This window comes from Pseudomonadota bacterium, assembly GCA_027620075.1.
Taxonomy (GTDB): Bacteria; Pseudomonadota; Alphaproteobacteria; order Rickettsiales; family UBA6187; genus 1-14-0-20-39-49.
In genome coordinates, this window is sequence record JAQCEY010000001.1 from 313,073 (window position 1) to 334,744 (window position 21,672).

A 21,672-nucleotide genomic window follows, 5' to 3' on the forward strand; every position below is an offset into this window, starting at 1 on the left:
AGGGTTAATTATGGCAAATAAAGCCTATGAAATAGTTGAGCATGAATATGATGTAGTGGTAGTCGGTGCAGGCGGTGCAGGGCTTCGTGCAACATTCGGCATGGCACAGGCAGGACTTTCTACGGCATGCCTAAGCAAGGTATTCCCGACTCGCAGCCATACGGTTGCTGCACAAGGCGGAATAAGTGCGGCTCTCGGTAATATGGGTGACGATGACTGGCGTTGGCATATGTATGACACTGTAAAAGGTTCCGACTGGTTAGGCGATCAGGACGCAATCGAATATATGTGTAAAGAAGCTCCGGCAGCTATCTTAGAGCTTGAACAATACGGCGTACCGTTTTCACGTACAAATGAAGGTAAGATTTATCAAAGACCGTTCGGTGGAATGACCACTCATTACGGCGAGGGCAAAGCGGCACAAAGAACATGTGCTGCGGCTGACCGTACAGGTCATGCGATACTTCATACATTATACACACAGGCACTGCGTCATAACGCAAAATTCTTTATTGAATATTTCGCCCTTGATTTGATTATGGACGAAGAAGGCGTTTGCCGTGGTGTTATGGCATGGAACTTAGATGACGGAAAAATACACCGCTTTAGAGCTCAACTGGTTGTTTTGGCTACGGGCGGATATGGACGTGCGTATTTTTCATGCACATCTGCACACACATGCACAGGTGACGGCGGCGGAATGGTTGCACGTGCAGGATTGCCGTTACAAGATATGGAATTCGTACAATTCCACCCTACTGGAATTTACGGTGCAGGCTGTTTAATAACCGAAGGTGTAAGGGGTGAAGGCGGATATCTTGTAAACTCCGAAGGTGAACGCTTCATGGAGCGTTACGCACCATCGGCAAAAGATTTGGCTTCTCGTGACGTTGTGAGCCGTGCAATGACTATTGAAATTCGTGAAAAACGTGGCGTAGGTGACAAAAAAGATCATATATACTTACATCTTGACCATTTAGAAGATGAAGTTATTCATAAGAAACTTCCGGGTATCGCAGAAAGTGCAAGAATATTTGCAGGTGTTGACGTTACAAAACAGCCTATCCCTGTTCTGCCTACGGTTCACTATAATATGGGCGGTATTCCGACCAACTATAAATGTGAGGTGGTAACTACAAGAGGCAAGGATAAAGAGGCTGTGATTCCGGGGCTTATGGCAATCGGTGAGGCAGGCTGTGTATCGGTGCATGGTGCAAACCGCTTGGGTTCTAATTCACTTCTTGATCTGGTAGTGTTCGGTCGTGCGGCGGCACTGCAAGCAAAGGAAATCATAAAACCGGGTCAGTCACATAAGGTTTTACCTGAAAATGCAGGTGATAATGCCATAGCACGCCTTGACAAGATAAGGCATTCAAAAGGCAAAATGTCCACCGCTAAAATACGTGACAACATGCAGGTGACAATGCAGGATCATGCGGCGGTTTTCCGTGAAGAAACCAGCCTGCAAGAAGGTCTTGATAAAATAACGAATGTATATGAAAGCTATAGCGATATAGGTATATCCGACCGTGGCATGACATGGAATAGCGAATTGGTAGAAGCATTGGAGCTTGATAACTTACGCTCACAGGCAGTTGTTACCCTAGCATGTGCGTTAAACAGAAAAGAAAGCCGTGGAGCTCACGCCCGTGAGGATTACCCTGACAGGGACGACAAAAACTGGCATAAACATTCTACTGCATGGATAAGTGACAAGGGTAAAGTAAAAATTGATTACAGACCGGTTCACATGAACACATTAAGTAACGAAGTTCAGGTTGTACCGCTTAAGAAGAGGGTGTATTAGATGGTTGAATTTGCATTGCCGAGAAACTCGAAAATTTCAAAGGGTAAATATGTAAAAGCACCTGAGGGGGCTACTAATATCCGTAAGGTAAAAGTTTATCGTTGGGATCCTGAAAATCTTGATGACAATGGCGAGCCTAAGAACCCTACCATTGATACTTACGAAGTAGACCTTGATAGTTGCGGTCCTATGGTGCTTGACGCACTTCTAAAAATTAAGAACGAAACGGATAGCACCCTGACCTTACGCCGCTCTTGCCGTGAAGGAATTTGCGGTAGTTGTGCAATGAATATTGACGGCACTAATACACTAGCATGTACAAAAGGTTGTGACGAGATAAAGGGCGATATCAATATTTATCCGCTTCCGCATATGCCGGTTATAAAAGACTTGGTTCCCGATCTGACGAATTTTTATGCTCAATATGAATCAATTGAGCCTTGGTTGAAAACCGACTCCCCTGCCCCGTCTAATTCCGAGAGGCTGCAATCACCCGAAGACAGGGATAAGCTTGACGGACTATATGAGTGTATATTATGTGCATGTTGCTCGGCAAGTTGCCCTAGCTATTGGTGGAATTCCGACAAATACTTAGGGCCGGCCGTTCTAATGCAGGCTTACCGCTGGATTATCGACAGCCGTGACGAATATACGGGCGAACGCCTTGATGCACTGGAAGACCCGTTCAAGCTTTATCGCTGCCATACTATCATGAATTGTGCCAATACATGTCCTAAAGGATTAAATCCGGGCAAGGCTATAGCAGAAATTAAGAAAATGATGGTTGAACGACAAGGATAGTCAAAGACTATTGTACCTAAAGATTGAATTGTGAAGTCTGAGTTTTTTCAGGTTTTACTCTCTATTTCTTAGTTTTTGTCTTGCTTTCCCTTGCGTCTATTTGCTCTGCAAGCATAAGGAATTGCGAACCTGCATCTTTATTATCGCCAATATAACTCCACCCAGATGCCTTGAGTTATACCACATTAACACAGAAAGACTGAATACCCCCAAACGTGCCAGCAATGAGGTTGCGTGAACCCACATTTTTTGCTCACGGCTGAGTTTTTCCGTATCTTCTATCACAGGTATAAAACGAGGGATAAACCCGAAAAAGTAAACTACCGATATCGCTTTAACCGTTGCCGTATAAGAAAATGCAACGGCAGAAGTTGCGAATGTAACAAAAGCACTTACGGTTACCAACCCTAAAAGTAAGTGGGCAACAAGTCCGAAACCGCTTATAGCACTCGGCAGGTCATGGCTTATCATTTGCGGGTTATTTGAAAGTATCACAAGTGCGGCAATAAATAATACCGGTAATGCGTAAAGAGGATAACGCCCTTTTGATATCAGAGAATTATGCTTTCTTAAAAACCTCATCGGATTAAATAACACCGTGAATTTTGCAGCCTCAGGCTCTATCTGAATATCTTTGAACTCATCATCACTTTGCATCTCATCGGCAAATTGTTCACTTGCTTTAAAGAAAGCTTTTGCATCAGCTTTAATCCTTGAGTAAATAGAAGTAATTTTTTCCTTAAAATTATAATTACCCGATACCGTTTTTCTAACTCCGGCAGTAAAATTATTATTAGCCGTTTTACCGGCAATATTTTCTATTTTTGCAGTACCGTCATAAAAAGGCTTGGTAAGAGGGTGTTTGGGTGCGTTATCTTTATCAAAAAGTTTTCTCTTTGCTATCCTGTCCAACAACACGTCTATGTCATACCGTGTAAGGCTAAGACCGAACCTGTCATTAGTATTTACAAGTAACGTATCGTATTTATCACCGCCAAATGAAAATAATGCGTTCAAGGCGTGATATTCCCATTCCTTTAATTTGAATATAACATCTTCTCCCAGTTCCAGATGATATTCACCCGAACCTTTAGCTCGCAAAAGCGATAGTTTTTTACCGCCTATATCTTTGACGATAACCGGCGGAATTATAAAAACCTGACGCTCTTCACTTTGTATATCCGATTGGTTTCTCATTATAACCTCTTATCAAAACGCTTTTTTCTTATTTCCGAGGAACACCTCGCACCCGCCACGCGGATTATTTACATAACGCTCTTCTTTAAACGACCATACTTTAGGACCGAACAAATTCCCCGTACCGACAAATAAACCATATGGTGTTGACGCAAAAGTCCTTATTCCTATATTGTAAGGGTTTGACATACCGTTATTTGTTACACGTACCCAGTTTTCTCCATCGAAGCTTCTATATACACCACAACCTGCATTATTCCTAAGGATAAATTCATTCCCCAGATTATTCATTACGTTACAAAATTCCTGCGGCCACCCTTCACGCTTTGCATATGGAAGCGTTACACTCCAGTCAAACGTAGAAAGATACAACCAGCCGTCATGCTCACACATACGCCAGAAATATCCTGCAAACCAGTTATCAAAACCCTCTGCCCAGCCGGACAAAGGTTTTTTGTAGCCGTCGGGGGTATCACGCTCAGTCCCCACTATCAAATCCCAACTGCCATCGGTATTTATCCTTATTAATTCCGATGCCGCAGGCCCTACCTTATTTTGCGTATCAACACCGCCGCCTTGTATTGCACTGCCTACATATAACGCCCCTTTAAAAGGCATCATACTGCAAGCTATCTGATTTTCTTCTCCTCTGTAAGCACCTTTTTCAATTACCTTTTCCCATCTATACGGCTTTTCGCCTTCCATATCGGAACGCCACACCTGAAATCCTTCCAGATTAAAAGTACCTACATACAGATATTCACCAAAAGAAACCATTTCAAAAACGGTTTTATTTTCCGCATCACCAAAACCAAAATCACTGGCAGGAACCCAATTACCGTTGGCAGGGTCTGCACTTTCATACACTATTGAATGTGAAGCAACATTCGGATTACCGCCTCTTGAACCTGAAGGCGTAGTATAAAGCTTGTCTTTATGCTCTACCATCGTCCTGATAGCTGTTACAGGCAACCCCATCAAACCGGGTTCACATGTAACCTCATAATTAATCCCGTCTTCACTCCTTAGTATCAAAGGCCCGGGACCCGCCGCAGGAGACCATGTAGTAACATATAATGCGTCTTTAAACACCACCATGCCGCGATGCCCTAAAGACTCAGGTATTATTTTTCCGTTACTTCCCATGATATCAGGCGATCTATAAACTTTTTTCCAGCTTTTATTCTTCGGGTTATAACGCCATATCTCTGAATTAAGCCCAAGGTCAAAAGGGTCTTTAGGACACTCGATAGGCCATGGATCCATACCGATAGGCAACCTTTTTCTCATCAGGGCAAAATTACCTCTGGTAGTGCCTACATATAGGTTTCCCTTGAACCAAGCCATAGAATGAGCATAGGCATTTGTGCCGTCACCAAAACCCTGCTTGGCGATAAGCTCAAAATCCTCCTCACTTAGTCCCGGCCATACGCCTGCTCTGTTAGCATCTGTGCGTTGACCTATATGTTCCTGCAAAAAATATCTCCAAATTGTTTTATAGCATCTTTGTCATTCCACGAATTTGTTTAGTAAAACAAATTATAGTGGAATCCACATTCTAAAAAGTTAGGAAACTTTTTAGATATTGAAAAGTTTTCCTAAACTTTTCAAATTGGATCTCACGGTAAAAAATTTTACTAAATTTTTTCCGTAGGATGACATAATTAGTAAAAAATCAAAACTCACAAAACCTTTTTCGAGCCGTCTTCCGAGTATGAAATATAGTTTAAGCACTCGTAATTATTAATCAAATCATCTAAACCTTCTTTTTCCCAAAAAGCCTCACAAAGCTCCATAACCATTTTAGGCGATGCCTTCGGGAAGAAATGTCCCGCACCTTTAATTGAAACAAAATCCTTATCCGACCAAAGTGTGTTCAGGTAATTAGCCGTAGCCATTGAATGGGAGTTTTCTCCATAAATCGCTAAAACCGGACATTTTATTTTATATAAATTATTAGCCGATAAATTATCGTTACCTGTCAATTCATCTAATGCTTTTGTGTTTTCCATCAAATCCAGCCATTTTTCGGCGGTTCTAGGACTGTTACCTTCGAATATCCTTTGCACCCACGGATATAATTTTTCAGGTATCGGAGTACCCGTTTTTTTAAATCGGGCAACTTCCGTCATCAAATGATAACCAAAATAATGGTGTTTCGTATCAATATTTATGCCGCTTTCCTTTAAGGCCACCTGCAATGCGTTCGCAGCACTCCAGCCGTTGCTTTTGGCTAAGGCACGTCCTATATTAATCTGGGTATCCATCAAAACCAGCGACGAAACCGTTTGAGGATTCTCATACACATAATTCATAGCGACAACGCCGCCAAAACTATGTGCCACAAAATGTGCTTTATCAATGCCCAAACTATCTAGCAGCTCTTTTAAATCCATTGACAAATTTTGAGCCGTATATCCGCTATCGGTCAAACCTGACCTTCCGTGACCGCGAAGGTCAAATAACGTAACACGAAACTTATCTGAAAACTGTTGTGCATAATCACCCAGCCAGAAAGCCATATTGGACGCAAGCCCATGCACCATTACAATATCTTCCGGCTTCCCCTCGCCCTTATATGCTAGTTGGGTACAATTTATTTTAGTTTCGTTAATATTTAAAACCGGCATAATTCCTTAATGTCTTATAATTAAATCCCCTCTCCCCGTGGGAGAGGGTTAGTGTGAGGGATTAAAAAATAACTACTCCGCATACCCAAGTGCAGATAGCTGTGCCAACAAAGACTGCTTTTCCTCAGGCGACATATCCTTAGTCGCAGAGTTAACAGGAGGCAATGTTTCAGCACCTATCCGGATAGGATTCTCTTTTAAATACTCTTCGGTAAATACCGATGTCGGAACCTGTCCTTCAAAATCAGACGGAACAGGCAAGCCGACGCTATATAATAACGTAGCGGCAACATCAACGATATTACGGTCTTCTATAACAACGCCTTTTTTAATACCCGGTCCATAAGCAATAAACACGCCCTCAGGGTGGTGCGTACCGATAGGTTGGCTAAGTTTTTGTACTACAGGCAACTCATCTCTTGTAGATACGAATCCATGGTCACGCAATGTAAGCAACAGGTCGGGAGCCTCGCCCATGGCAAGCCCCGGAAAAGCCTCTTCCCTAACGGTTATATCGGTAATAATACGCTCACCCGTATCTTTATCTACAAGCTGTTCTAAGTCATAGATAAGTTTTTCACGCACTTCTTTATATTCTTCAGGTTTCACTCCGGTCTCACCTGCCGTACGTGCTATACGTATATTTATACCGTTACTTGAAGAAGTTTTGCAGTAAGCTATACTTTTACTAACATCGACAGTTGAAAGGAAATCGCTCTTGGTCGGGTCCGGGTTATCTTTATATTTTAAGTAACCTTTTTCCTTTAAATATGAGTTAATTCTAACTGCTTCATACTGAGTGGTAAAACCGTGGTCAGATGCCATAAACACCTGAGTATCCTCCCCCGCAGTCTCTATCAGGTCTTTTAGGTAGCCGTCAAGCAGTGAGAAATATTTTAATGAAATCTCACGCATTTCATCATAATAAGCATCAGGCTCGGCAGGCTCTAAGCCCGGAGCGATAAACCTCCATATCTGATGCTGTAATTTATCCGTACCGTCAAACATCACCGCCATAAGGTCGGTATTCTCATTTTGCAATACGTATTTGGCAACGTTAAACCACTGTTCTTCTCTCGGCAGGTGGTAGATTACCCAATTCTTACGCTCTTCGTCAGTCAGGTGTTGCACTGATTTTTCTTCTCTTTCAAAATCCCATGCCAATTCTTTAGGGTCAAATCCCGGAAGATTTTCCTTCAAACTGGTATAAAAATCTTTAGGCTGAGTGTTTCTTCTCAAGTGCTTCCACGGAATAAATCCGGGAAGGATAACACCGTTAATATCTCTTGGAGGAGGTGCGGTAAAAGGAAGGTTAAGTGCCGCAACCCTTTTGCCCTGACGTGATGCTATAGACCATATCATTTCAACCTGACAGTCGGTAGCACTATATAATTCGGTATATAATTCTCCGCCCACTTCCGTAGTTTTCAAAAAGTCGTATAGACCGTGGTTACCCGGACTTCTGCCCGTCATCAAAGACACCCACGCAGGAGGTGTTAGCGGATTAGGGGTAGAAAGCAACTTTCCTCTTGCACCTTGTTTAAATATTTGTGCCATAAATGGCATTACAGGATTATCACCGGACGTTAGTTCATTTAATATTGTGAATGTTGAACCGTCCATTCCTAAAAATAGTGTTTTGGTCATGCTACGTTACTCTCCTGTGTATTTTGTGTATTTGAATTTAATGTTTTCAAAACGAAAACAATTATCTGTCCTAAGCTTAGATCATCTACGAACTTATCGTCCTGAACCACAAGCTCCTGAAATTTGAACTCTACATGGTTATAATGCTCGGCTATTGCCGCAAATAGCTGCATAGTATCCGATGAATCGAAACCGATATCTTCCTTAATCTTTGTATTTTTACTTACCTCCACATCGTCCAGTCCCCAATCATCTACAAATTCCTCGACTAGTCCGATAACCACTTGTTCTACTGTTTTAGTCACAATCGACCTCCTTACTTATTATCCTATATGTTGTTGTAATTCATAATCTTCTTCGCATTCATCAACTGAAACGAAACACTCATCATTACCTGCCTGAATCGTCAATTGCGGTGCATCGATAATGAAATATTCATCGTCTTGACACCACCAACCGTCAACATAATATTGACCGTTTGTATCGGCATACACTTCTATATCGCTTGGATATAACAATTCACCGGTTTGCTGATATATATGATAGCGTACGGCTTCTTTTACACACGCCCTTTGAAATATCCAAGAGCGTTTTGTAGCAATATCTACATTCAAACCGTTCCACTGCTCACGCTCCTGAATGTTCAATATGCAATATGCATATGCACGCAATAATACTCCGCTTGACTGGGTACAAAAACTATTCGGCAGATATTCCAAATGCCAGTTTATACTTGCGTCATCTGACTCAACAGGATTGCCAAGCCACCCCTCAAGAGGACTTGTACGGCATGTATAGAAGTTATAAGGCACATCAAAGAATATATTTTGCAAGCCTTTTACCCTTATGACAGGGTTGCCGCTTGCGTCATTACATTCAATATCCCAAATACCGTCCGCACCCGTTGCGTCCGACTCTTTTCTTATAGCCCCGTTTCTAAGTCCCTCAATATCCTGCGGACACTGTGAATAAAACTCCATACGTTCGACTTTTGAAGGGAAATTATTAAAATCCGGCCCTACTTTATTTGCTACCCAAAATGCCGTTAGCTGGTTTAGTGAATCCATCAAAGCAGGATTCAATACCATCTTAGGGGTTTCTCCGTCCCTGAAAAATCCATTCAGGCTTGCAGTGGAAAGCTCCGCCTCGATTGCGTTATCATTCCACTTGTCAACATAACGTATAGTCTGGAATATAGAACCGTGGAACATTCCGCAACCATACATCTCATATTCACCCGACCATCTGTACGGCTCTTGTTTTGCTTCAAAATCAGGCAATGCCTCACATATATAATCGGCAGTTTCACCAAAGTAATAATTAGCATTCATTACCTTGCTGCCGTTATTATAAAGCTCTGCAAAATATCCGTTTTCTTTTCCTTGCAGCTTATTAACCCTTATCTCAAGATTAACTTCACCGCTATCTAAAGCTATCCAGTTGAATGTACGTATGTCTTCGATAACCCTTAAATCGATACTACCCGCCAAAGCCGAGCAGCCCTGAGCCATAATCTCCAAAGATACCATCAAAGGCACACAAGGAAGTCCGAAAAGGTTAGGATCAACATCAGATACCGCACCTGATAAAGTGTGGTCTTGCAAAAACTTATCTTCAAAAGCTGATAGATAACATGAACCTATAAATTTATCTGCCGTAAGCTCTTTAATCTCGCTTATAAAAGGTCTGTGTTCGGCGTAAATATCTTCACCCGAAGCAATCGGGGCTTGTTGCAAAATTTGATTTACAGGAGTAATTTTTTGGAAAAATTCTCTTAGCTCGTCAGTAGCTTTCAAGCGTGGCAGATTACTATCTAGGAATATACCTTTTAGCTTTTCTTTTTCCAACTTACTAAAGTCTAATAGCTGAACTTCCCTGTCGGCAAAAAGCTTTTCTACGTTGAATTTATCATTAACAAATAACAAGGCTGCCAAATTCAGGAATTGGAACAATCCGGGTTTGCTCTCAATATTACTTGAGGAAATCACACATTCCTTATCCGTCTTATTTTTCCTTAAAATCTGCTCCGCAAATGCGGCAAGTTTGCTAGACGGACCAACCTCAATAAAGTAACGCACTCCGTCTTCATACATTTTTTCAACAGTATCGACAAAACGCACTTTCTTTATCCATTGAGCCGCCGCAAGGCTTTGTGCCTCCTTAGGGTCTTTAGGGAACAAATCGGCAGATGCACATGAATATAGAGGAATTTCAGGGCAAACCAGATTGTTATCCTCATAATATTTATGGAAAGAATCTTTCATCGGAGCAAATGCTTCGGTATGATACCCCCTATCAAACGGAAGCTTTTCACATATAGCACCTTCTTTTATCAGAACTTTTGCAAGCTCGTCTATATCTTCTACACTACCATATACTATAGTTTGCGTAGGGCAGTTTTCCATTGCAATTACAACCTTAGTTCCCTCAAGATGCTTTTGGATTTTCTCCTGACTGATAAGAGCAATTGCCATCAGAACACCACGCTCAATTCCGCCTTCTTCTTCAATTATGCGGTAAAACCTGTTTACCTCCCTTACCAGCTCGGCAAGTTCTTTTCTGTTCCTCCAAGGTATAGCCCTAGATGCTACCAACGCTCCTGATTCACCGCTGCTATGCCCTACCATAACATCAGGCTCTACATCAAAATGCCTGATAAGGTCGAACATCGCCTGACCACCGACAAAAACAGCTTCCGAACCGATATCCATATCATGGATACGCTTTTCTACATATGCTTTACGCTGTTCCGTCAGCTCACTTTGTACAGGGAACACTATATCGGTACGCCTTGAGCCGGGTGTTTCATCATATAAACCGTGCCAAAAACCAAACCACTTCCTTACAGGTTCAAAATGCATCGCCAAATCCGACAACATATTAATATATTGCGAACCTTCACCGGGGAACATGAAACCAACCTTACCCTCTACAGGTCGGTTGCTATACACAACACCATTTTTACCCGCAAAAGGAGCGTCACCCTTATCAAGCTTTTTCTTTGCGTTATCAATTTTTTTGCTAAGCTCGCCCAAGTCACCCGCCATAATAGCAAGGCGGCAACTACCCTTATTATTTAAAGCCTTATCAAGAACTGTAAATGCAACATCTTCAATTAAAACATCATCTCTTTTAGATATAAAATTCTGCACTTCCTCAAGCTGTGTTTGTATCTGCGAGGCATTTTTCCCCTTAAATACAAATAACTCGAATTCCCAAGCTGAACACTTCTTCGGTCGGTTTGAGTTAGCAGGAGCTTCCTCCAAAATCGCATGAGCATTAACACCGCCAAAACCAAATGAGTTAATGGCAGCACGGCAAGGCTCATCATCTTTGCTTATCCAAGGCTTCGCCTCCGTGTTAACATATAAAGCGGTATCACTAATACCAAGCTCAGGATTAACTTCATTACACAAAGTAGGCGGCAATATCTTATGATAAAGTGCAAGGCTAGTTTTTATGAAACTTGCCGCACCCGCCGCAGGGATACAGTGGCTAATCATTGATTTTACAGAACCGACTGCAATATTTCCCTGTTCACCCAAACGCTCACCGAAAATCTGCTTTAACGAACTTATCTCGGTTTTATCACCCAGTGCTATTCCCGTCCCATGTGCCTCAATCAGCCCTATAGTACTTGGGTCTATACCGCTATCTTCATAAGCACGGCTCATGGCAAGAGCCTCACCTTCGGCGCTTGGTGCAAGCAGACCATGCCCCCTGCCGTCACTTGACTGCCCTACCCCATGCACAACAGAATATATGCGGTCGCCATCTTCTAATGCATCAGATAATCTTTTCAAAACAATAACACCGGCTCCCTCACCAAGCAACGTACCGTCACTATCTTTTGAAAACGGGGTTAACATGCCTTTTTTGCTTAACGCATCAAGTAGGGTAAAAATAATATCAACCTCAGCAGGCAATGCGGCATTAATCCCCCCTGCCAGCATCATACGACTTCTTCCGCTTCTAAGCTCCTCAATCGCAGCTCCTATAGATAAAAGCGAAGATGCACAAGCGGCATCTAAAATATAGTTAGGGCCTGTAAAATTAAGCCTGTTTGCAATACGCCCCGTCATGGCGTTGGGAACCATAGCAGGACATGTATCGGCATTAAATCTCGGTAACTGAGCCGATAATAATTTATATAACTGCTTGCTTTGTTCATCTGTCATTGACGGTAGAACAAGCTTTAATATTTCAATTGTCTGGTCTACGGCTACATAATGCTGTGCCCCGTTTACCTGACCACGGTGTAAGTATGTACTATGCCCCAATATGATTCCCGTATCACGGTGGTTATAATCGGGGTGTAAATATTGCTCTCCTGCATCTTCCAAAGCCCTTTTAGCAACCTGTAAGGCTATGAACTGGTCAGGTTCGCCACCATCTACCGCCGTGGGCATAACTCCGAACTCGGCAGGGTTGAACCTATACAAATCTTTTAAATATCCACCCTTAGAAGTTGATATATAACCGTTATCAAGATAGTGGTCGGCATGCCATATATCAAGCGGCTCACCAACGGCGTTTACTTTATTTAAGATATTTTGCCAATAGACTTTCATATTTGGAGCTTTGGGGAAAATACACTCCATACCGATTACTGCTATCAGCTCTTTTGACTCTTTAATTTTATTTGAATTTTTATTCATATATTTTTATATCCTGAATTACTCTCTCAATTCCCTTTATCTCTTGTCATCACCGAATTGTTCAGGGATAACATTTTATTTAAAAAATCAAGCCACCAACTTATCCTTCTTCACGCCTACTTTATGGTTTTTGCTAACTACATGCTGCATCGACTCTATATTGAGCAATAACCTGCCTTCCGAATCGGTAAAATACACATCTACCGTAATCGATTCAGAGTTTTCATTTGTTACTACATAATTCATGGTTACTTTTTCAGGCAATGAATCTGCATAACGAATAATCCGCCCGAACTTCATCGGTAGAGCAAATAAACCACGGCGAACCGCCATCCACAATACGCTCATATGTGCAGCCGCATCAATTACGGCAGGGTCGAATAACCACCCTTTATCCGTAGAGTTACCAAGCAATTTGCTTTGAGATGTAGTACGCACAACGCATTTTGCCCCCTGTTCGGAAAACTCATCAATGGATTCTATAACCTGAAATGTCTTTCCGTGGAACAGCCAGTCTTTATAAGCCTCATCGGTAGAAAAAGACTTGCTGTCACGCCAGATTATTTCAGGCGATTCTTCAACCGACTCCGATAATACGGGCGACAAAACTATAGTAGCTCCATAATGCGGCAAAGACTTGCCTTCGCCTGCTACAATTTTAGCATTCACAATAGAATGACCGTCCATACCGTGAGATTTCATAGTCATTTTCACGATTAGCGGATAATCTTCTTTATTTACGAATACGCCCTTGAACAACTGTGCATCTTTTATTTCAGATATCTGCCAGCCTTCTCCATATGCTTTTTTTACAGCCTCAGCCATTATTTCCATAGCCACCGCCATAGGTAAAACTGGGTCTTCATCGATTATATGATCTTGCAAATATGGCTGATTTTTGTTTAAGATAATTTCGATAGAGCTGTCATCTTGTGATATCTCGTTTACTTCCGCTTTGCCTAATATATCGGCATTATTATCTGCTAACTGAAACTTTCCTATACGTGCCTCGGACTCCTCCCATGGAGCTTCACCGCAAATGATTTCAGGCTCATCGCTTGCCTTAGAATTAGCCACCTGATAGCGAAATAATATACGCCCAAGCTCAGCAGTCACAAGATATACACCGAACTTACGGAACTTTGCTTCTGTCGCCTCAGTTACCATACCGGCACCGAATTTGGTCTTACCCCAAGGTCCCCAGCATAACGCACTGACCTTAACTTTATTGTTCCAGTTTTTTTGCAACTGGCTGCAAATACGGTTCATAAGCTCATTAGCCGTTGCGTAATTACTTTGCCCACTATTTCCATAACGCCCCGCAACCGAGCTAAACACTGTAAAAAACTTCAACTTTGACTCATCAACGAATTTTTGCAAAAGCAACATACCGATAACTTTAGTATTCACTACACGTGACCAGCTATCGGATTCAATATCGGCAAGGAATTTATCTTCAATAATTCCTGCACCGTGGACTATGCCGTCTATTTTGCCGTATTTCTTATAAAGCGATTCAAACATTTGCTGCATAGCCTGCTCATCGGTAACATCTACCGCATAATACTCAACTTCGGCTCCGCTGTTTTTAAAGTCTTCAATATTGTCTATAATTTCCCTTGCAGCTAATACCGAACTTGCTTTTTTGCGTGCCTCACCTAGCCCCAACGACTCGTTTTTCACAAAATGTCTGGCAAGAGACTTCTCATCGGTAAGTGCTGCAACCTGTGCATCATCACGCATTATTTTATCATTACTCGGCAACGGGCTACGCCCTGTCAATATAAGAGTATTTCCGCTTTTTGCCACCTCACGCAATACCTCGGCAGTCACTCCCCTTGCACCACCTGTTGCAAGAACAACCAAACCCGTATCGCTGATTTCATCTGCCAAATCGTCCATCGGGGTATAAACCGTCCTGAAAATAGTCCTTACACCTTTTGGATAACCGACCTCAAGGCGACCGCCGCAAAGTTCAAGCTCGGCAAATATATTATCGGCTATGGCTTTAGCTTTTTGGCTAGAATCAACGTCAACTATCCTACCCCTGATATTCTCACGCTCTTTGCATAAAGACTTAATCATTCCGACAGCTCCGCCTTGCAAGCTCAAACCTTTCTCGCAAGTTTTCTCACGCCCGAACAATCCGCCCAAAGAACTGACCGATAATATATGTGCGTCATTTTTAATTTTTGAGTTAAACTGCTTAACCAATAAGAACAGCGTTTTTTCATTAGCAAATATCTGTTCTTGCCACTGCTCTTTTGAAGAATCAGACTGCAATGTCTTAGAACCTATCGGCAATAAATGTACTATTCCTGCAACCGCATCAATATCAGCATCGTTTTCCGCACACCAGTTCCAAAGCTCCCCCTCATCTTTAAGGGCGATACTCGGAACAATAACAGCCTTAGAGCCTTGCCCCTCTATCAGTTTTGCAAGCTCTTTAGAAACTTTCAGGCTGTCTTGCGTAATTAAAAAAGTACCCGCAGTCAGACCTCTTGCAGCATTTGCAGGGATAGCCTCCCTTTGTGCAGAGACCTTAGCACGGGATTTGTCAAGCCGAGGCGAGTAGCTAGAAACATCAGAAGTTTCAGCTATATTCTCGCTCACCTCGGCAAACTTAAAATTTACGGCAGAAGCTCCTCCTGCTTTTTGCAAGATATCTAGCATATTTTGCAATGTAGTAGCCGTGTTCAGCTTGGTTCTGCCTTCTTCACCAAGACCGTTCTTATAAGCATCAGGTAAAGCGTCCAAAACTCCGCCAACGATATCAACACGCTTAATCGAATCAACACCAAGGTCTGCCTCTAAGTTCTGGTTGAACTCTATCATATCGGCTTCATAACCTGTTTTTTCAGTTACTATATTAAGCATGATATCACTGATAGCATTTGCATCTAAAGCAGCACCTTTGGAAGCTGAAACATTAACCGCTTTGGGGCTGTTATTATTAGCCGCCGCAGAAGTTAGAACTTCCAACATAACATCTAAAGTTGTAGCAGTATTTAACTTTGTACGCCCTTCATCACCAAGAGCATTTTTATATGACTCAGGCAAAGAATCTAAAACTCCGCCCACAATATCAACACGCTTAATCGAATCAACACCAAGGTCTGCCTCTAAGTTCTGATTGAACTCTATCATATCTGCTTCGTAACCTGTTTTTTCAGTTACGATATTTAAGATGATATCTTTTATATTATCATAACCCAACTGTGCAGATTCACTAACAGCCGCTATCGGAGCAGGAGCTGATTTTACCGCAGTTGCTACGGCAGCAGGTCTTGCAGCGGGTGCGGCAAAAGAAGCTACATTCCTAGGAGCCGCATTTTTAATAGGCAATGTTGCCACATTTCTTGCAGAACCTGCATTTATAGGTCTAGGTGCTACAGGACGGCGTTGTTGTTGCGGCAACGATTGAGATTGCTGTCCCGAGCCTATATCCACACCAAGTTCTGCAAGTGCAACGTCACGTGCGTTGTCCAGCTGCTGCGACACAAGGTCAAAATATGCCTGTGTCACGGAACCGTTAAAGTTTTTGTCCCTCATATTAATCCTCTGTTTGGTTTGAGTTTTTATTATATTTTTATGAATAAATTTTCTATTAGGAGTGCCTGTAATTTCCGATACAGAATCGTTTTTCAAGTCTTGCGTCGCTACGGGAGCGGTATAATTTTCTACAGCTTTACGCTGTTTGAATTCTTCTACCGTAATGCCTACCTGCTTAACAGGCTCACCAAATTTTCTAGCCCTGCTTCCGTTTAGCAACCAAGCATGTTTGGGAGTTACAGGAGTACGTTTTGCCGTGGCAATTTTATCAATTGTTATATCAAGACAATCACGCCCTTCAAATAATTTAGCGATATTTACATCAACACCACTTACGATTAACTGCCCTAACGCATGCAGCATTGTGCTTATACCGCCGCCATTATCGTCAATAGCTATAGATGTGTGGTTCTTATCACCCAATATATGTCCTACTAATTTTGAAAGTACGTTTTTAGGACCAAGCTCAAGGAAAACCCTAGCACCGTCATTATACATATTTTCAATCTGGGCAACGAACTCAACAGAACCGGTAAGATGTCCGGTCATTGCCTTTTTAGCATTTGTATGTGGTTTTGCCGTGTTATTTGAATAAACCGCAATATCCGTATTTTCTTTCCAGTTTATCTCATTTATCACTTTTTCCAAAGACAAGCGGGCAGGCTCAACAAAGCTTGAGTGGAACGCAGCAGACACAGGCAAAGCGACGCTTTTACAACCACTTGCAGAAAGTTTTTCACAAGCCAGTTTAATTCCTTCTTTAGAACCTGATATTATTATCTGTTTAGGAGAATTATGATTAGCAACCACAACGCCATCAATATCTTTGATGATAGCCTCAACGTCTTTTCTATCAGCCCTTACCGCTGCCATAGTGCCAAGCTCTAATCCTGCTTCTTTTGCCTTATCAACTATCAGGCGACCTCGTGCTTCCGATATTTTCATCAAATCTGCAAAACTGATCTGCCCTGACGCATATAAAGCAACGAACTCACCATAGCTATGCCCTGCCAGCATATCGGCATTAATACCGAATCCTTTAGCCAATTGCCACAGACCCGACTCAACAGCACCAAGTGCAGGCTGGGCAATATCCGTACCGGTCAAAGCTTTTTCAGCAGCTTTTTTTGCAGCATCATCATAAGTTCCGTGCGGATAAATAAAGTCACTCAGGTTTTTGTCAAAACGCTTTTCAAAAGCCTCATTTAAACATTTATCGGCATCTGATAAAACATCTGTAACCACAGGGAAGTTATACGCTAACTCACGTATCATACCCGTATATTGCGACCCCTGACCGGAAAATAGAACCGCTAATTTCCCCTGCTCTTTGCCTTCCGAATAATAAGCACCCTTGGTCAGCTTATCACCGGTTGCAATATGCGAAATTGCATTTTGCAGGCTCTCACCTAATTTTTCAAAACTATCGGCAACTATAGAAATCACCGCCCCAGAAGTCCCCTCTCCCTCTGGGAGAGGGTTAGGGAGAGGGCTAACAAAAGACTTAGCACAAGCCTTTGCAAAATCCCTCAAATAAATATCAGGGTTTGAATTAATAGCGGCTTGTGCTTTTTCTAAAGCTGAAATTAAAGATTCTTTCGAATCACCGCTAAATACAAACAACTCACTTTCCCATTTATCGCAAACGGCTTTGTTCAGCCAACTGCGATATTCACCCGTATATTCTTCTAAAACAGCGTGGAAATTAGTTCCACCGAACCCGAATGCACTAACGGCGGCACGACGTGGATTTTTGCCGTCATTTACCCAAGGAGTCGCCTCATCTATTAAATAGAACGGCATATCATCTTCTAAAAACGCATGATTAGGCTTGCTCACCCCTCTATGTGGGGGCAGAGTTTTATAATATAAGGCAAGAGCTGCTTTTGCCATACCCGCAACACCTGCGGTAGCTTTTGTATGCCCTATCATAGTCTTTACAGACCCGACAACGGCACTTTTCGGCTTGCCTCCGGCATTTTTAAGCAAAGTGCTTGTACTTTTCAACTCGGAAGTATCTCCGGCCACAGTCCCTGTTCCGTGCGCCTCAAATAATTTTACGGTATTTGGCGAGAATCCTGCTTTTTCATAGGCACGGTTCATAGCCTGCAACTGTCCTTCGGGGAGCGGTGCGCTCAAACCTTTTGCCTTACCGTCACTGCCGCCGCCTATAGCTTTAATTACCGAATATATCCTGTCGCCATCACGCTGTGCATCTTCTAAGCGTTTTAATACCATCATCACTATTCCTTCAGAGATAACGATACCGTCTGAAGACTCATCAAATGTACGGCAACGCCCCGTCGGTGATAATGCTTGAGTCTGGCTAAAGCACATATAACCGAACGCACCCTGCACCGTATCCGAGCCACCAGTTAATGCAACATCACAGTTACCGCTTTGCAGCTCGTTAATAGATTGATAAACGGCACTTAGCGAAGAAGCACAAGCCGCATCTGTAGTAAAATTAACACCACCCAAATTAAGACGGTTAGATATCCTTCCGGCAACAACATTAATCAATATGCCTGCAAAAGTATCCTCCGACCATTGCGGCAAACTTTCATCAAGTTCCTTTGGCAACTCGCCTAAAAATCTAGGCAATTCCGAACGCATGCCATATTGCATACCCACATCACCCGCACCGCCGCTTGCACCGATAATAACCGCAGTACGCTTACGAAGCTCGGCATCTTCTTCATCAAAACCTGCATCAACCAAAGCTGCCTTAGCGACTTCTAAAGTCATAAGCTGCATAGGGTCAACCGACTCTATTGATTTTGGAGTGATACCGTATTTCATGGGGTCAAAAACCATGTCTTCCATGAAACCACCCCACTTGGAGTAAACTTTATCCTTAGCATGGCGGTCTTCATTAAAATAATGGTTATAGTCCCAACGTGTCGTAGGAACCTCAACTATCGAATCCACTTTATTCAGAATATTCTGCCAGTATTCACCGGTATTTTTTGCCCCCGGTAACGCAACCTCTATTCCCACTATCGCAATATCAGATTGTTTTTCTTTAGCTTTTTTCTCCACCTTAGCAGAAACGGTCTTCTTAGATATTAGCTCGGCAGCCCCTTGTGTAACCTGATTATGCAACTTCTCAACTTTAGTAACGCTATTTCTAAGCGGAACGACCTGACCCAGCATATACATGCCCTCTTTTTGCTGGTCTTTAACGCTTACGTCTTCAAGCTCGTCACCCTTACGCACCTTACCTTTAGAAGCGACTCGTAAAGTACCAAGTATCAGCCTATCCAGATTCTCACGAATCTCATCGGCTTTTAGTTCTGCGTTTTGTTTATAATTCTTTTTCTTTTCAAAAAACGATTTTGCAAAAGGGGTATATGCACAACGACTTGCATGACCTGCACCGGATTCAAGATTTACCGTATGCTCACATTCAATTACAGTTTTTTGGAACCGCTCTACAATTCCGCCGCCTGAAACTATTTCTTCGGTGAACAAATAAGCACTACCCATTATTATACCGAGCTTAACACCCCTTTGAGCAAGCGGAGCAAGCATAACCTGCAACATTGCAGACGAAAACTCATCATGAATACCGCCTGCAAACAGGCATTGCACTTCTTCACCTTTGATATTTTGCTCAACCAGAACCGTTTGCAGCCTGTCAATCATGGTACTCCACAAAGTGAAGCTGCTAAGGGGACCAATATGACCACCGCACTCACGCCCCTCGAATATAAACCTTCTTGCACCGCCTTTGAGGAAATTTTCCAATAAGTTCGCAGACGGCAAATGCAAGAATGACGGAATACCCTGTTTTTCCATCTCAACCGCCTGATCGGGACGACCACCTGCAATAATTGCGTAATTAGGCTTGAACGGCAAAGCGGCATTAATCTGCTCTTTTAGCATTTGCGGCTTTACAAAGCCAAGCAGTCCTATTCCCCAAGGTTTATTGCCTAATTTTTCTTTAGTTTCCTGTAGAAGTGCTTTGATTTTTTCAGGACTCATCAAGGCAAATGCCAGCATCGGCAAAGCACCGCCTTCGGCGATTGAATTGGCAAAATCCGCAGTATCAGAAACACGAGTCATCGGTCCTTGAACTATCGGGTATTTAATGCCTAAATCTTGTGCTAAAGGGCTATTTTCCGCTAAAGGAGCGTTATTTTTTATACTATCTGCATATGAAGAAACAGCAAAATTAATAGCTTTAATAAGCTTTGCAACAGTGCCGTATTGTTTTCGGTAGCTTTCGGCAAAACATATATCGTGACCGAAAGGCAAAATACCGTTTAACGGATTTTCGTAATTAATTTCATATTTTTCAACCAGCTCAACAAGCTCTTTATGCGACTTATCCTCACCTTCTTCAATAAATCCCTTAGCCTCTTTTAACTGAGGGCGGTTCAGGATTCTGAAATAACTTCCACACTCACCGTTACCTACCGCTACTGTTTCACTTCCCGATAACGGGGCTATTATTCTTTGTAAATTTTGTTGCACGGGACTATCATTTAGCAAAAGAACCTGATTATCTAACACTCCGCCCGCAACTCCCATAGCGGCACATGCGGCAGCCACATGCGGAGTTACTCCGCCCCTTACAAATATAGGCAGCTTTGTTTTACCGATAAATTTCTGTAAAAGGATAAAACAACTTTCCTCACCGACAAAACCGCCACTTTCATTACCTTTTACAACAATCCCATCGGCATTTTTCTCTACATATGACGACAGTTCAAAAGAAGTATATTCAACAAATATCTTGGTATCTTTATTTAAAGCCCTTATTGCCTTAATATACTTTTCAGCGTCATTACAACCGATGATTACATATTTTAAGCTTGAATCAAGATAAGGTTTTAAGCTTTCAACTACATTTTTATCAAACCTACCCAAGTGTATCCCGCAATAACCTTTAGCACCTATTTCAGGATCATTTATCTTATTAAGGCACGAAAAAATATTATCAATATCTTTATCCAAGCTTGCATCGATTATTCCGACCTCCCCACATCTTGTAGCTGAGATTGCTATTGATGCATCAGTAAATTGCGAAGGAGAGTACACAAAAGTTTTATAACCGGAAGTTGACACGAAAAAACCCATTTTAATTGCACACTTAGAGAAAATCTTCAATTAATATATTAACAATTCAATTGTTAATATATTTAAACTAAAACCCTTTGAACGTGCTTTATAATACACAAAAACACAAATTGCAACAGTAAACAAAAATACTTAACATACTAAAACAACTAGACTTTCTAGGTTAAAAATGCATAAATTTACAATTCTAAATTTAATAAAGATTTGTAATATATGCATAAATCCAAACCAATTACTATTGTCACCAAACCATTAATCTTTTATTTTTTAGTCACTTTTTAACAAATGGCATTTC

Annotated in this window: 9 protein-coding genes; 2 read left to right on the forward strand and 7 right to left on the reverse strand. The window is 42.0% G+C overall.

Annotation, left to right across the window (positions count from 1 at the left end; genetic code table 11):
* Window positions 1-10: 10 nt before the first annotated feature.
* Both sdhA and O2942_01720 read left to right on the forward strand, forming a co-directional pair.
* Window positions 11-1,807 (forward strand): succinate dehydrogenase flavoprotein subunit, encoded by a 1,797-nt coding sequence (gene sdhA, locus O2942_01715; GenBank protein ID MDA0780963.1) that lies wholly within the window; start codon window positions 11-13, stop codon window positions 1,805-1,807.
* On the forward strand, window positions 1,808-2,608 hold the full coding sequence (locus O2942_01720) for a succinate dehydrogenase iron-sulfur subunit (GenBank protein MDA0780964.1): 801 nt from the start codon (window positions 1,808-1,810) through the stop codon (window positions 2,606-2,608). It begins immediately after the preceding gene.
* 96 nt (window positions 2,609-2,704) lie between these two features.
* Here the strand turns inward: O2942_01720 and O2942_01725 are convergent, their stop codons facing one another.
* The 7 genes from O2942_01725 to O2942_01755 all read right to left on the reverse strand — a co-directional run bounded on the left by O2942_01725 (window position 2,705) and on the right by O2942_01755 (window position 21,377).
* Window positions 2,705-3,805: a hypothetical protein gene (locus O2942_01725; protein MDA0780965.1), complete on the reverse strand. Its 1,101-nt coding sequence runs from the start codon at window positions 3,803-3,805 to the stop codon at window positions 2,705-2,707.
* A gap of 12 nt (window positions 3,806-3,817) precedes the next feature.
* On the reverse strand, window positions 3,818-5,281 hold the full coding sequence (locus O2942_01730; protein MDA0780966.1) for a hypothetical protein: 1,464 nt from the start codon (window positions 5,279-5,281) through the stop codon (window positions 3,818-3,820).
* Between the two features lie 206 nt (window positions 5,282-5,487).
* Window positions 5,488-6,435: an alpha/beta hydrolase gene (locus O2942_01735; GenBank protein MDA0780967.1), complete on the reverse strand. Its 948-nt coding sequence runs from the start codon at window positions 6,433-6,435 to the stop codon at window positions 5,488-5,490.
* A 72-nt stretch (window positions 6,436-6,507) separates the two neighbouring features.
* Entirely contained in the window at window positions 6,508-8,082 is a 1,575-nt protein-coding gene (locus O2942_01740; GenBank protein ID MDA0780968.1) for an alkaline phosphatase family protein, read from the reverse strand.
* Window positions 8,079-8,387, reverse strand: coding sequence for a hypothetical protein (locus O2942_01745; GenBank protein ID MDA0780969.1), 309 nt, complete (start codon window positions 8,385-8,387; stop codon window positions 8,079-8,081). The genes O2942_01740 and O2942_01745 overlap by 4 nt, the downstream gene beginning before the upstream one ends.
* Before the next feature lie 18 nt (window positions 8,388-8,405).
* Window positions 8,406-12,740 carry a beta-ketoacyl synthase N-terminal-like domain-containing protein gene (locus tag O2942_01750; GenBank protein ID MDA0780970.1) on the reverse strand — a complete coding sequence of 1,445 codons (4,335 nt, stop codon included), beginning with the start codon at window positions 12,738-12,740 and terminating at the stop codon, window positions 8,406-8,408.
* Window positions 12,741-12,827: 87 nt separating this feature from the next.
* Window positions 12,828-21,377: an SDR family NAD(P)-dependent oxidoreductase gene (locus O2942_01755; protein MDA0780971.1), complete on the reverse strand. Its 8,550-nt coding sequence runs from the start codon at window positions 21,375-21,377 to the stop codon at window positions 12,828-12,830.
* Between the last annotated feature and the right edge of the window lie 295 nt (window positions 21,378-21,672).